The following is a 14,142-nucleotide window of genomic DNA, read 5'->3' as shown; positions in this document are numbered from 1 at the left end:
TCCGCCCTTATTTTTTATATTTGACTGTTCTCACTCAAACCGAGACTCGCTAGAAATTCAATAAATGCGCGAACTTTAGCTGGTAAATGACGACGATTTGGGTAAACCACATAAATATCTAAAGGTTTTTGTTTATATTCAGACAAAATTTCAACTAATTCACCTGAAGCAAGTGCATCTTTTACAAAGAAACTAGGTGAATTGCTGATGCCCAAGCCCGCTTTCGTCATTTCTAACAATGCCATCCCATTATTGGAAACTACTTTAGATTGAATTTTATAACGTTGAATTTGATTGGCTTTTGTTGATTGCCAATGCACTTGATTTAACGATGATTTATAAAGTAAACCTTGGTGATATTCTAAATCATCAGGTGTAAGCGGCGTGCCTCGCGACTCTAAATAACTTGGCGAAGCAACAAAATGCATAGGGGAGCTGCTAATTTTACGCGCAACAAGTGAGCTATCTTGCATATAGCCGATACGTAATGCTAAGTCATAGCCTTCCGCAACGAGATCAACACGCTTGTCTTCAAATTCAATTTCTACGTGTAAATTAGGATGAAGCTCAATAAATTTAGGCAAGTTCGGTGAAATATAAAGTAAGCCAAAATCACGTGGCACAGAGATTAATAAATTACCTTGTAAGCTCGTTGCCATATTACTGATGCTAGAGTCAGCCTCGCTTAAATCTAATAGAATGGCTTGGCAACGTTGGTAATAAAGCATACCGGCTTCAGTTGGCACAATTTTTCGCGTTGTACGTTGTAATAATCGCGTTTTTAAATGTTCTTCTAATTGTGAAACTAATTTACTCGCCATCGCCACAGAAATATTCTGTTGGTTTGCGGCTTGTGTAAAACTTTGCGTTTCGATCACTTTACAGAAAACCGAAATTGCATTGAGTTTATCCATTTATAAATCCTTTTTGAAAAAAAGCTTGATTTTATCGGCGTAAGTTTGCAGTATATCGCCAATTTTAAAGAATTCTAGTTATATTTTAGGTAAGCAAATGAGCAAATCTTTAGTGATTGTGGAGTCGCCAGCCAAAGCGAAAACCATCAATAAATATTTAGGTAGCCAGTATGTGGTGAAATCCAGCGTAGGGCATATTTGTGATTTGCCTACTGCAGGGAGTAGCACAGGCGAGAAGGCTAAACCCGTTTCCACAAAAGGATTAAGTGCGGAAGAAAAAAACAAAATTAAAGCAGAAAAAGACCGTGCGGCCTTAGTGAAACGTATGGGAATTGACCCTTATCATGATTGGAAAGCCAATTACCAAATTCTACCAGGCAAAGAGAAAGTGGTAGCTGAATTAAAATCCCTTGCTAAAAAATCCGATCATATTTATCTCGCAACCGACTTGGATAGAGAAGGGGAAGCTATCGCGTGGCATTTACGTGAAGTCATTGGTGGCGATGATAGTCGTTTTAGCCGCGTTGTATTTAATGAGATTACGAAGAAAGCAATTGAAAAAGCCTTCCAGCATCCTGCCAACATTAATATGGACCAGGTTAATGCTCAGCAAACCCGTCGTTTCTTAGACCGCGTAGTAGGCTTTATGGTATCGCCATTATTATGGAAGAAAGTAGCGCGAGGCCTATCAGCTGGACGTGTGCAATCTGTTGCCGTGAAATTGGTGGTAGAGCGTGAACGTGAAATCAAAGCATTCCAACCGGAAGAGTTCTGGGAAATTGAAGCGCTAACCCAAACGAGCAAGAAAGAAGACTTACGTTTGGATGTGGTGCAATATAAAGGCAAGAAATTTGAGCCGAAAAATGAAAAAGAAGCTCAAAGTGCGGTTGATTTTTTAAATAAATCACATTACGTTGTCACAGATTTAGAAACAAAACCAACAGGTTCTAAACCAAGAGCCCCATTTATCACTTCAACCTTACAACAAACTGCAAGCACGCGTTTAGGTTTTGGAGTGAAGAAAACTATGATGTTGGCACAACGTTTATATGAAGCTGGTTACATCACTTATATGCGTACTGACTCTACCAACTTGAGCCAAGATGCATTAAATATGGCACGCTCTTATATCGAAAGCCATTTCGGCAAAGATTATTTGCCCGCTAAACCGAATTTCTATTCGAGTAAAGAAAACGCACAAGAAGCGCACGAAGCCATTCGCCCTTCTGATGTGAAAATGCTCGCGGATCATTTAAGTGGCATGGATAAAGATGCTGTGCGTTTGTATGATTTAATCTGGCGTCAATTTGTAGCCTGCCAAATGCCAGCGGCACAATATGACAGCACAACCGTCACTGTAATGGCTGGCGATTATGAGTTGAAAGCCAAAGGCCGTATTTTACGCTTTGATGGTTGGACAAAAGTCTTGCCACAATTAGGTAAAAATCCAGAAGACCAAATTTTGCCAGCTGTGAGTTTGAACGAAACATTAGCACTAAAAACGGTTTCGCCAAGCCAACACTTTACCAAACCGCCAGCTCGTTTTACCGAAGCTGCCTTGGTTAAAGAATTGGAGAAACGTGGTATTGGTCGGCCTTCGACTTATGCGGCAATTATTTCAACTATTCAAGAACGTGGTTATGTACGCATTGAAAATCGCCGTTTCTATGCCGAGAAAATGGGCGAAATCGTTATTGATCGCTTAAATCAATCTTTTACTGATTTGATGAGCTACGATTTCACTGCCAACATGGAAAACGTACTAGACCAAATTGCATCCGGTGAGAAAAATTGGAAGGCTGAGTTAAATCAATTCTTCAAAGATTTTTCTACCCAACTTTCTACGGCTGAATTAGATGAACTAGAAGGTGGAATGAAGCCGAATAGCCTTGTACTCACCGATATTGATTGCCCAACTTGTGGTCGCAAAATGGCGATTCGTACAGCAAGTACTGGTGTATTCCTTGGTTGTTCGGGTTATGCATTACCACCAAAAGAGCGTTGTAAAACCACGATTAATCTCATTCCAGAAGCAGAATTACTCAATGTATTGGATGAGGCTTCTGAGACCAAAGCCTTAATGGATCGTAAACGTTGCCCGAAATGTGGCACGGCGATGGATAGCTATATCATCGACCCACATCGTAAATTGCATATTTGTGGTAATAATCCGAATTGTGATGGTTATTTGGTTGAACAAGGCCAATTCAAAATTAAAGGCTATGACGGTCCGATTGTAGAATGCGATAAGTGTGGTTCAGATATGCACTTAAAACTCGGTCGTTTTGGTAAATATATGGGCTGTACCAGCTGTGATAACACCCGTAAGATTTTGAAAAACGGTGAGGTTGCACCGCCAAAAGAAGAGCCTGTTCATTTCCCTGAACTGAAATGTGAAAAATCTGATGCGTATTTTGTATTACGTGATGGTGCAAGTGGCGTGTTTATGTCTGCACATAACTTCCCGAAATCACGTGAAACACGACCAGCAAAAGTGGCGGAATTAGCGCTTTATCGTGATCGTTTACCGGAAAAATTACGTTATTTAGCGGATGCGCCACAAAAAGACCCTGAGGGTAATGAAGCCATTATCCGCTTTAGCCGTAAAGAAAAACATCAATATGTGACATCTGAAAAGAATGGTAAAGCCACAAAATGGATTGTGGATTATATTGATGGGAAATGGGGAGAATGGAAAAAGTAGGATGAACATCACGGTTTATTGCGGTGCGAGTTTAGGTAATGATTCTGCCTATCAGGCTGCCGCAAAAAAATTAGGAAAATGGATTGCAGATGGCCAACATACTTTAGTTTATGGTGGCGGAAAATTGGGATTAATGGGCGTGGTTGCAGATACTGTACTTGCTCATCAAGGCAAAGTAATTGGTATTATCCCTCAATTTTTACAAGACAGAGAAGTTTCACATCCTAATTTAACTAAGACCGTAATTGTTGAAAACATGTCTGAGCGAAAAAATAAAATGGTTGAGCTTGGCGATGCTTATATTGCTTTGCCTGGCGGACCTGGCACTTTAGAAGAGATTGCTGAGGTGATTTCTTGGGCACGAATTGGGAAAAATAATAATCCTTGTATTTTGTTTAATGAAAAGGGTTATTTTGATTCACTAAAGTCCTTTTTTAGCCATATGGTGAAAGAAGGCTTCTTTACTCAAGGTGATTTTGAGAAGATTCTATTCTCGAATGATCTTCAAAAAATTGAAACCTTTATTGAGAATTATCAACCTCCAGCATTAAGAACATATTAAAAAAGTGCGGTTAAATTTGACCGCACTTTTTTATGATTAATGATGATGTTCTGGTTTTGGTGGGAGTTTAGCTCTAGCTTTACCAACAGGGAGAATTAACGTCGCGTAATTCGCTGAATGTTGACAAACTTTTTGATCTTCAAATGGTTCTTTATGAATCACTTTAAGTTTCCAAACGCCTTCAATTAATGGAATAAAGTTAACTTTACCTTCTTTGTCTGTTTTACCAGAAAAGGCTTGCGGCTCACGGTGAGATGTTGCCGCTTCCATATCTTTCACAACAAATGTATCAGAGGTTGCGATAATCGTTTCGCCTGCAAGTGGTTGGTCTTTATAGAAAATCTGAACAGGGAAAGCTTCACCTGCTTTAATTGTTTTCGGATCTTTAAGTGGCACGATTTCAAGTGGTAAGCCGAGGCGTGTCATTGCCATATCTGCATTTAATGGTTTTTTGCCCACTACAGTAAAGGCTTTACCAAACATTTGAGTTTGTTCGCAATAGAATGCATTTGGTGTGCCTTGTAAGTTATCCATTTTCCAACCTTCATTATTTTGTGACCAGAAAGTTGGTTTATAAGTAGCTGTTACCCAATATGAACCGTCTTTTAACGGTTTTTCTGATTGATATTGGTAGTTTTCACCTTTTTGTACTAATGTTTGCATTTCACCATCTTGATTGATGAGTTCCATCGGTGGAAAAATAGCAAGACGTTTTTCAGGAATTTTTTCAACGTAAGGGTAGTCACCATAAGCTAAATCAGCTTTTAAAACGGAATTGGAAGCAAGTTGAGCAGGTGTTGCAACCCAAACTTCATGAGCTTGTGCGAGCGCAGAGAAACCAAGTAGTGCTGCAATTAATGTTTTTTTCATTGTCTTTCCTTTTTAATCAATAAATCAATTTATAGAAAGTCTTCGATAGGGCGGACGAGTATAACGAAAAAGAAATAATGAGACGAATAGAAAAAGTTGATTTTGTGAGGAACTTCACATTTTCTTTAAAAAAAGTGCAGTCAATAGAACGATTGTTTTTCTGACCGCACTTGTTTTAAATAAAAAGCTAAATAGGCTTATTTTTTAGATGGTTTAATGGCTAATAAATTGCAGCTTAATTTACTAATTACATGTTCAGCCGTATTACCTAATAACGCTGCAGATAAACCCGTTCTTCCCACTGTACCTAAAATCACTAATTCAGCTTCAATTTCTTTCGCCACTTCAGGAATCACCTCTTCAGGGAAACCTTCGCGTACATGGGTATGATCTTCATCAATACCAAATTTTTGACGTAAGGCTTTCATATTGATGAGGTGCTGGCCACGAATGCCATTTTCATAACCTGAAGTATTAAATTCAGGTAAATCAATCGCCATATTAATTGGCGCAACAGGGTAAGCTGCGACTAAATGCACATTACCACGGTTTAAGTTCTCCGCTAAACTCATTCCTGTTGAAACTAACTCTCGGTTGAATTCATCTTGATATTCTTGTTCACCTGACACATTAACAGCAACTAAAATACGGCGTTGGTGTTTCCAGTCACCATCACGCACCATTAATACTGGAATTGGACATTTACGCAATAATTGCCAATCTACTGGTGTGAAAATCAATGAAGTGAAACTCTCTTCATCTTTAGTGTATTTCACAACGAGATCGTATTGATTCTTTTCAACTTCTTCACGAATTGCATCCGCTTCATTGCTGCTCCATACAATGTGAGATTCAAACTCAATTTCCGAATCAGCATATTTATCTAAATAAAATTGCACAGCTTGACGTTGTTGTTCAACGGCTGTTTTATGCATTTCGCTGCGTTCTTCAGAAGAAAGAAGGGCTGACATCTCATACGATAAGTCATAAACACTCAAAAGGGTGGTGATTTTTACCTTTGTTTCATTTTGCTGTTCTTTAACAAGACGAACGGCACGAGCAAGCGCATATTGTTTTTCGTTATCAGGATTGAGTACAACAAGAATATTATTAAATTTCATAAAACCTCCAAGATATGAGATATCAATAGGATAGAAAAGATTTTAAACGATGACAAGAACCTATTATCAAAAAAGTGATCTCGTGCAAGTTTTTTTGTTTCAAATGTTAAAAAAGCGTGAAAACTCACGCTTTTAATTTATTCTGCTAATTGGATTTTGGTTTTATGTACACCGGTTAAATCAATCAATGCATTAATATCATTAATAGTAATGTATTTACCTTGAACAGAGAGTACACCCAGTTTTTGGAAACGGCCAAGTAAACGACTGATGGTTTCAACGGTTAAACCAAGATAGTTACCAATATCACTACGAGTCATGGTTAAACGGAATTCTTTCGCTGAGAAACCACGAGCAGAATAGCGTTTGGATAGGTTATGGATGAATGCGGCTAAACGTTCTTCAGCATTCATTTTAGACAGTAATAAAATCATTTCTTGATCACTTTTGATTTCACTACTCATTAAACGCATAATTTGCTGACGAAGCTTAGGCATTTTGCCAGATAAGTCATCTAAGATATCAAATGGAATTTCACACACCATTGCGGTTTCTAATGCTTGAGCAAAACTTGGGTGTTGCATATTTGTGATCGCATCGAAACCGACTAAATCACCCGGTAAGTGAAAAGAGGTAATTTGTTCTTCGCCCGCTTCACTAATGGTATAAGTTTTAATGGTACCAGAACGAATCGCATAAATAGAATTAAGCGTATCACCCGCTTTAAAAAGGACTTGAGATTTTTGTATAGGCTTTTTACGCTCAATAATATTATCAAGCTGATCGAGCTCATGTTCGTTTAATGTGAAAGGAATACAAAGTTGACTAATGCTGCAATCCTGGCAATGAATCGCACAACCACCAGATTGAACTCTGCGCCCTGATTTAGTTTCTGAAACGAAATTATTCATTAGTTCCTCAAATCGATAAATATAGTGTAAAATTGATCTAACGCAATTATTCTACCACTAAATAGTAAATTAAAGAAGTTATCTACGAGTAAATAGGTATGGCAGCAGAAAAATTAACCAAAAAACGTTTAATACAAATTATTATTATGTTGATTATTTTAGTCAGTGCATTTGTTTGGCGATATATCTTGTAATAAGTGCGGTCAAATTTTTGATTGTTTTGAAGATAACGTCTATTTATTAATTTTTTTACATCGCAGATTAGCCACATATAATCTTGAAAAATAAAAAGTTCGTTCAATTTGCAAGAAGATTTCAAGAACGATAAAAAATCCTGTATAATCTCGCTAATTTTTTGTTCAATTTTAAGCTTTTGTAACCGAATGATCGAAACCTCACAAACCATCCCTGAACTTGTCTCATGGGCGAAAGAGCGGGAATTTTCGTTAAATCTGCCGACAGAGCGTTTGGTGTTTTTACTGGCTATTGCCATCTATAACAATGAACGTTTAGACGGTGAGATGTTAGAAGCTGATTTAGTGGATATTTTCCGCCATACAGCCAACGCCTTTGACCAATCAACGGATGCGATTGCCACCCGTGCCAATAATGCTATCAATGAATTGGTGAAGCAGCGTTTTCTTAACCGTTTCAGCAGTGAATTTACTGAAGGGCTTTCCATTTATCGTCTCACTCCTTTAGGTGTTGGCGTATCAGATTATTATATTCGTCAGCGTGAATTTTCTGCGTTGCGTCTTTCTGTACAGCTTTCTATTGTGGCTGATGAAATTCAGCGTGCATCTGATGCAGCAGAAGAAGGTGCAGCAAAAGGGGGGAATGAGCATTTTTGGCGTCGGAATGTTTTCGCTCCGTTAAAATATTCTGTGGCAGAGATTTTCGATAACATTGATTTATCACAACGTGTGATGGATGAAAATCAGCAAAGCATTAAGGAAGAAATTGCGAATTTGCTTACCAAAGATTGGCAAGCGGCAATTTCTAGCTGTGAACGTTTATTAGATGAAACCTCAGGCAATTTACGTGAGTTACAAGATACCTTAAATGCAGCAGGTGATAAGTTACAGGCTCAATTATTACGTATTCAAGATTGTGTAATTGGTCATGATGAGCTGTATTTTATTGAACAATTAATCACCGATTTACAATCCAAGCTTGACCGCATTATTAGCTGGGGGCAACAAGCCATCGATTTATGGATTGGTTATGACCGTCACGTGCATAAATTTATCCGTACCGCCATTGATATGGATAAAAATCGTGTATTCTCACAACGGTTGCGTAATTCTATCCACAGCTATTTCGATCATCCTTGGTTCTTGTGGACAGCTCAAGCGGAACGTCTGGTCGATCTGCGTGATGAAGAAATGGTATTGCGTGAAGATGATGCATTGGGTGAATTACCTGAAGAGTTACAATATGAATCTTTGGCTGATTTACATGATCAAATCGTCGAATATATGCAAGGCTTACTCATTCAATACCGTGAAAATAATCGTCCGATTGATTTAAGTTTAGTCTTAAAAGAACAATTAGAAGCTTACCCACTTTCTCGTCATTTTGATGTGGCACGCATTATTGTGGATCAAGCTGTGCGTTTAGGTATGGCAAATGATGATTTAGCCGGTATTTATCCGCAATGGCAGGAAATTAACGATTACGGCGCAGAAGTGCAAGCGCATGTAATTGATAAATATTAATTTCGTGGCTTACCCAAAAACGAATTCATAAAATGAGAATTTAACCATGACAGATATTCAAGATGTAATTTCCCCGAAATTGGCAAATGCCATTGCAAATCCTATTTTCCCGGCAGTGGACAGCTTATTGCGTTCAGGTCGCCATATCAGCACAGATCAATTAGATAATCATGCTTTTTTGATGGATTTCCAAAATGAGTTGGATGGTTTTTATCGCCGTTACAACGTGGAATTAATTCGTGCACCGGAAGGCTTTTTCTATTTACGTCCGAAAGCCACGACGTTAATTGCCCGTTCAGTGCTTTCCGAATTAGAAATGTTAGTAGGGAAAGTACTTTGCTATTTATATTTAAGCCCAGAACGTTTGGCACAGCAAGGTATCTTCAGTACGCAAGAAGTTTATGATGAATTACTGAATTTAGCAGACGAAGGTAAATTATTGAAAGCCGTCAATCAACGTTCCAGCGGTTCGGATTTGGATAAGCAAAAATTATCTGAAAAAGTACGTGCAGCGATCGGCCGTTTACGCCGTTTAGGCATGATTCATACCGTAGGTGAACAGCATAGCGGTAAATTTACTATTTCAGAATCAGTTTTCCGTTTCGGTGCTGAAGTGCGTTCCGGTGATGATCCATTAGAAGCACAAGCTCGCTTAATTCGTGATGGGGAAGCAGCCACACCGCAATCTCTCGAACTCGAAAAGCAAGCAAAAGCGGCAAGCAATGCTGATGATCTCGATGATGAAGAAAGTGCGGTCGAAATTGATGAAGAATTTGATGATGCAGGAGAACAAGAATAATGTCTGATGTATTAGAACTTGAAAACGAAATCTATCAAGACGAACCTGAGCAATCAACCGAACAGGTTGAAGAAGAATTTATTGCTCCTGTATTAAACCAACATAATGGGGTAGAACGTGGTAAATTCCATTCACTAACCTTAATTAACTGGAATGGTTTCTTTGCCCGTACCTTTGATTTGGATGAATTGGTGACCACACTTTCCGGTGGTAATGGTGCCGGTAAATCTACGACCATGGCGGGTTTTGTTACAGCGTTAATTCCAGACTTAACCTTATTGCATTTCCGTAATACCACAGAAGCCGGCTCGACAGGCGGCTCTCGTGATAAAGGCTTACACGGTAAATTACGTCCAGGTGTGTGTTATGCGGTATTGGATACCATCAACTCTCGTCACCAACGAATTCTTGTGGGTGTGCGTCTGCAACAAATCGCAGGTCGTGATAAGAAAGTGGATTTAAAAACATTCTCGATTCAAGGAGTGGAATTATCCTTAAATCCGACCGCACTTTTCACCGAAACAGTCGGTGAGCGTCAAGCACGTGTACTCAATTTAAATGAATTAAAAGACAAAATTGAAAACCTTGGTGCGCAATTTAAACAATATCATTCCATCACCGATTATCACGGCATGATGTTTGATTTGGGCATTATTCCAAAACGCTTACGTAGTGCCTCTGATCGTAGCAAATTCTATAAATTAATCGAAGCTTCTTTATACGGTGGTATTTCCAGCGCTATTACCCGTTCTTTACGTGATTACTTATTGCCAGAAAACCTTGGTGTGCGCAAAGCCTTCCAAGATATGGAAAGTGCGTTACGTGAAAACCGCATGACCCTTGAGGCAATTAAAGTTACGCAATCTGACCGTGATTTATTCAAACATTTAATCACCGAAACCACTAATTATGTGGCATCAGATTATATGCGTAATGCCAATGAACGCCGCGGTAATATCGAAGCGGCTCTAGGTTTCCGCCGTGATTGGTATAAAGCAAAAGCTGAGCAAGAATTATCGCAACATCGACTAATTGATTTAAGCCGTGAAGCAGCTGAATTGGCAGAAAATGAACGTACTTTAGAAGTCGATCACCAAAGTGCGGCAGACCACTTAAACTTGGTATTAAATGCGTTACGTCATCAAGAAAAAGTATCGCGCTATCAAGAAGACGTAGCTGAACTTACAGAAAAATTAGAAGAACAAAAAATGGTTGTGGAAACCGCAACCGAACAGCTTGAAGAAAGCCAAGCACAATTTGAGCAAACAGAACTTGAAATTGACCAAGTACGTGCGCAACTTGCGGATTATCAACAAGCATTAGATGCACAACAAACCCGTGCATTACAATATCAACAAGCAATTGCCGCGCTTGAAAAAGCGAAAACCTTATGTGGTTTAGCGGATTTAAGCGTGAAAAATGTGGAAGATTACCAAGCAGAATTTGCTGCTCATGCTGAAAGCCTTACCGAGCAAGTGCTTGAGTTAGAACATAAAATGTCTATTTCTGAAGCGGCAAAATCGCAATTCGATAAAGCCTATCAGTTGGTATGTAAAATTGCTGGTGATATGCCACGTTCAAGTGCTTGGGAAAGCGCTAAAGAATTATTGCGTGAATATCCAACGCAAAAAATTCAAGCGCAACAAACCCCGCAATTACGTGCGAAATTACATGAGTTAGAGCAGCGCTATGCTCAACAACAAAGTGCGGTTAAATTATTGGCTGATTTTAATCAACGCGCTGATTTATCTTTAGAAACTGCTGATGAACTTGAAGCATACCACACTGAACAAGAAGAACTCATTGAAAGTTTGAATGAAGAACTTGCAGAGCAAGTAGAAAACCGTTCAACCTTGCGTCAAAAACGTGAAAGTTTGACCGCACTTTACGAAGAAAATGCCCGTAAAGCACCGGCTTGGTTAACTGCTCAAGCCGCTTTAGAACGTTTACAAGAACAAAGTGGTGAAACCTTTGAACATAGCCAAGATGTGATGCATTTTATGCAATCACAATTGGTGAAAGAACGTGAGCTGACTATTCAACGTGACAATTTAGAGAAGCAACGTCAACAATTAGATGAGCAAATTTCTCGTTTAAGCCAACCAGATGGTTCAGAAGATGCTCGCTTAAATGTGCTTGCAGAACGTTTTGGTGGTGTGTTGCTTTCTGAATTATATGATGATGTACCAATTGAAGATGCACCTTATTTCTCTGCACTTTATGGTCCTGCACGTCATGCTATTGTTGTACGTGATCTCAACACGGTACGCGAACAATTAGCTAATTTAGAAGATTGTCCAGACGATTTATATTTAATCGAAGGTGATCCAAATGCCTTTGATGACAGCGTACTTTCAGCCCAAGAACTTGAAATGGGCGTTGTGGTGCAAGTGTCTGATCGTGAATTGCGTTATTCAAAATTCCCGCAAATTCCATTATTTGGCCGTGCAGCACGTGAAAAACATTTAGAAGAATTACAAGCTAAACGTGATGAAATTGCGGAAGAATATGCACAAATCGCCTTTGATGTACAAAAATGTCAACGTTTACACGAACACTTTAGTAAGTTTGTTGGCTTACATCTAGCTCTTGCGTTCCAACCAAACCCAGAAGAGGTGATGGCGGAAATCAATCAAGAACGCAATGAAATTGATCGCGAGCTCAATCAATTCTCAAGCACCGAACAACAAATTCGCATTAAATTGGATAATGCCAAAGAAAAAATGCAATTGTTGAATAAGTTAATGCCACAGCTTAACTTGCTTGCTGATGAAGAATTACTTGATCGCATTGAAGAGTGCCTCGAACAATTAGACATCGCAGAGCAAGATGAAAGCTTTATTCGTCAACATGGCGTTGCGTTGTCACAGTTAGAGCCGATTGCAAATACCTTACAAAGCGATCCAGAAAACTATGAACGCTTAAAAGCTGATTTAACCCAAGCGGTTGAACGTCAAAAACAAGTACAGCAACGTGTATTTGCTTTAGCGGATGTAGTACAACGTAAAAATCACTTCAGCTATGAAGATGCGGGGCAAGCAGAAACATCAGAGCTTAATGAGCAACTTCGTCAACGTTTGGAACAATTGCAGTCACAACGTGATGCTCAACGTGAACAATTACGTCAAAAACAAAGCCAATTTGCACAATACAATCAAGTATTTATCCAACTACAAAGTTCTTATGACAGTAAAAATCAATTGTTAAAAGAATTAATTGCTGAGATTGGTGAATTGGGCGTGCGTGCTGATGAAGGGGCAGAGGAACGTGCGAGAAATCGCCGTGATGAGTTGTATCAACAACTTTCAACCAGCCGTCAACGTCGTTCTTATGTCGAAAAACAATTAACGCTTATTGAAAGCGAAGCGGATAACTTGAATAAACGCATTCGCAAAGCGGAACGTGATTACAAAACTCAACGTGAATTGGTTGTGGCAGCTAAAGTCAGCTGGTGCGTGGTTCTGCGTTTATCTCGCAATTCTGATGTGGAAAAACGACTCAATCGCCGTGAATTAGCTTATTTATCTGCTGATGAACTACGTTCAATGTCGGATAAAGCCTTAGGTGCGTTACGTACTGCGGTGGCAGATAATGAATATCTCCGCAATGCATTACGTATTTCTGAAGATAGCCGTAAACCGGAAAATAAAGTCCGCTTCTTCATTGCTGTCTATCAACATCTTCGTGAACGTATTCGTCAGGATATTATTAAAACAGATGATCCGATTGATGCAATTGAGCAAATGGAAATTGAGCTTAATCGCTTAACAGAAGAATTGACTGGCCGTGAGAAAAAATTGGCGATCAGTTCTGAAAGTGTGGCAAATATTATGCGTAAAACCATTCAACGTGAACAAAATCGTATTCGCATGTTGAACCAAGGTCTACAAAATATTGCTTTCGGTCAGGTGAAATCGGTACGTTTAGTCGTCAATATTCGCGATACACATGCGATGTTGCTTGATGCGCTGTCTGGTAAACAGGAAGAATATCAAGATTTATTCAGTGATAACCGTATTACCTTCTCTGAAGCTATTGCGAAACTTTATCAACGCATTAACCCTCATATTGATATGGGCCAACGCACAGCACAAACTATCGGTGAAGAATTATTAGATTACCGTAATTACCTCGAGTTAGAAGTTGAAGTATTCCGTGGTGCAGATGGCTGGTTACGTGCTGAAAGTGGCGCATTATCGACAGGTGAAGCGATCGGTACGGGTATGTCAATCCTATTAATGGTTGTACAAAGTTGGGAAGAGGAAAGCCGCCGTATTCGCGGTAAAGACATCGTACCATGTCGTTTACTATTCTTGGATGAAGCGGCACGTTTAGATGGTAAATCTATTTCCACCTTGTTCGAACTTTGCGAACGTTTGGATATGCAATTACTTATCGCAGCGCCAGAGAATATCAGCCCTGAAAAAGGCACAACCTATAAACTGGTGCGTAAAATCGCCGGCAACCAAGAACAAGTTCATGTGGTTGGTTTGCGTGGCTTTGGCGCAACAGAGTAGTTTTTTAAAGCGGTCAAAGCAATTGG

The 14,142-nt window shown here is 39.3% G+C and carries 9 protein-coding genes; 5 read left to right on the top strand and 4 right to left on the bottom strand.

The genetic code is table 11. The features are described 5' to 3' along the window. Positions 1-14: 14 nt before the first annotated feature. Positions 15-914, bottom strand: coding sequence for a LysR family transcriptional regulator (locus DX522_RS00220; protein WP_115179404.1), 900 nt, complete (start codon positions 912-914; stop codon positions 15-17). Between the two features lie 97 nt (positions 915-1,011). Here DX522_RS00220 and topA point away from each other — a divergent pair, with 97 nt between their 5' ends. Both topA and DX522_RS00210 read left to right on the top strand, forming a co-directional pair. Next, positions 1,012-3,618, top strand: coding sequence for a type I DNA topoisomerase (gene topA, locus DX522_RS00215; RefSeq protein WP_115179403.1), 2,607 nt, complete (start codon positions 1,012-1,014; stop codon positions 3,616-3,618). A 1-nt stretch (position 3,619) separates the two neighbouring features. Next, the gene (locus tag DX522_RS00210; protein ID WP_115179402.1) at positions 3,620-4,180 is read left to right on the top strand and encodes a TIGR00730 family Rossman fold protein; all 561 of its coding nucleotides are present in this window, start codon (positions 3,620-3,622) and stop codon (positions 4,178-4,180) included. 36 nt (positions 4,181-4,216) lie between these two features. Here DX522_RS00210 and DX522_RS00205 read toward each other — a convergent pair whose 3' ends face one another. The 3 genes from DX522_RS00205 to DX522_RS00195 form a co-directional block, all read right to left on the bottom strand. Next, entirely contained in the window at positions 4,217-5,050 is an 834-nt protein-coding gene (locus tag DX522_RS00205; protein ID WP_054419576.1) for a DUF4198 domain-containing protein, read from the bottom strand. A gap of 197 nt (positions 5,051-5,247) precedes the next feature. After that, positions 5,248-6,171 (bottom strand): universal stress protein UspE, encoded by a 924-nt coding sequence (gene uspE / locus DX522_RS00200; RefSeq protein ID WP_115179401.1) that lies wholly within the window; start codon positions 6,169-6,171, stop codon positions 5,248-5,250. Between the two features lie 137 nt (positions 6,172-6,308). After that, positions 6,309-7,082, bottom strand: coding sequence for an FNR family transcription factor (locus tag DX522_RS00195; protein ID WP_049370968.1), 774 nt, complete (start codon positions 7,080-7,082; stop codon positions 6,309-6,311). A 383-nt stretch (positions 7,083-7,465) separates the two neighbouring features. On the opposite strand from DX522_RS00195, the gene mukF reads away from it, so the two are divergent. Genes mukF through mukB form a run of 3 tightly spaced genes read left to right on the top strand, consistent with a single transcriptional unit; the run spans position 7,466 to position 14,116 of the window. Continuing rightward, complete coding sequence (gene mukF, locus DX522_RS00190) at positions 7,466-8,800, top strand: chromosome partition protein MukF (protein ID WP_115179400.1); 1,335 nt, start codon at positions 7,466-7,468, stop codon at positions 8,798-8,800. Positions 8,801-8,846: 46 nt separating this feature from the next. Beyond that, positions 8,847-9,599, top strand: a complete 753-nt coding sequence (mukE, locus tag DX522_RS00185; protein WP_115179399.1) for a chromosome partition protein MukE — start codon at positions 8,847-8,849, stop codon at positions 9,597-9,599. Then, entirely contained in the window at positions 9,599-14,116 is a 4,518-nt protein-coding gene (mukB, locus tag DX522_RS00180) for a chromosome partition protein MukB (protein WP_115179398.1), read from the top strand. The genes mukE and mukB overlap by 1 nt, the downstream gene beginning before the upstream one ends. The last annotated feature ends 26 nt before the right edge of the window (positions 14,117-14,142 follow it).

The sequence above is a fragment of the Haemophilus parainfluenzae genome, assembly GCF_900450995.1.
In the GTDB taxonomy this organism is placed as follows: domain Bacteria; phylum Pseudomonadota; class Gammaproteobacteria; order Enterobacterales; family Pasteurellaceae; genus Haemophilus_D; species Haemophilus_D parainfluenzae_O.
This window is presented reverse-complemented; position numbering and strand designations above follow the sequence as displayed.

Excerpts from the sequence above, each read along its gene's own strand:
- uspE (WP_115179401.1), bottom strand. The coding sequence starts at position 6,171 with ATGAAATTTAATAATATTCTTGTTGTACTCAATCCTGATAACGAAAAA.
- DX522_RS00205 (WP_054419576.1), bottom strand. The coding sequence starts at position 5,050 with ATGAAAAAAACATTAATTGCAGCACTACTTGGTTTCTCTGCGCTCGCA.
- mukB (WP_115179398.1), top strand. The coding sequence starts at position 9,599 with ATGTCTGATGTATTAGAACTTGAAAACGAAATCTATCAAGACGAACCT.
- topA (WP_115179403.1), top strand. The coding sequence starts at position 1,012 with ATGAGCAAATCTTTAGTGATTGTGGAGTCGCCAGCCAAAGCGAAAACC.
- DX522_RS00220 (WP_115179404.1), bottom strand. The coding sequence starts at position 914 with ATGGATAAACTCAATGCAATTTCGGTTTTCTGTAAAGTGATCGAAACG.
- mukE (WP_115179399.1), top strand. The coding sequence starts at position 8,847 with ATGACAGATATTCAAGATGTAATTTCCCCGAAATTGGCAAATGCCATT.
- mukF (WP_115179400.1), top strand. The coding sequence starts at position 7,466 with ATGATCGAAACCTCACAAACCATCCCTGAACTTGTCTCATGGGCGAAA.
- DX522_RS00210 (WP_115179402.1), top strand. The coding sequence starts at position 3,620 with ATGAACATCACGGTTTATTGCGGTGCGAGTTTAGGTAATGATTCTGCC.
- DX522_RS00195 (WP_049370968.1), bottom strand. The coding sequence starts at position 7,082 with ATGAATAATTTCGTTTCAGAAACTAAATCAGGGCGCAGAGTTCAATCT.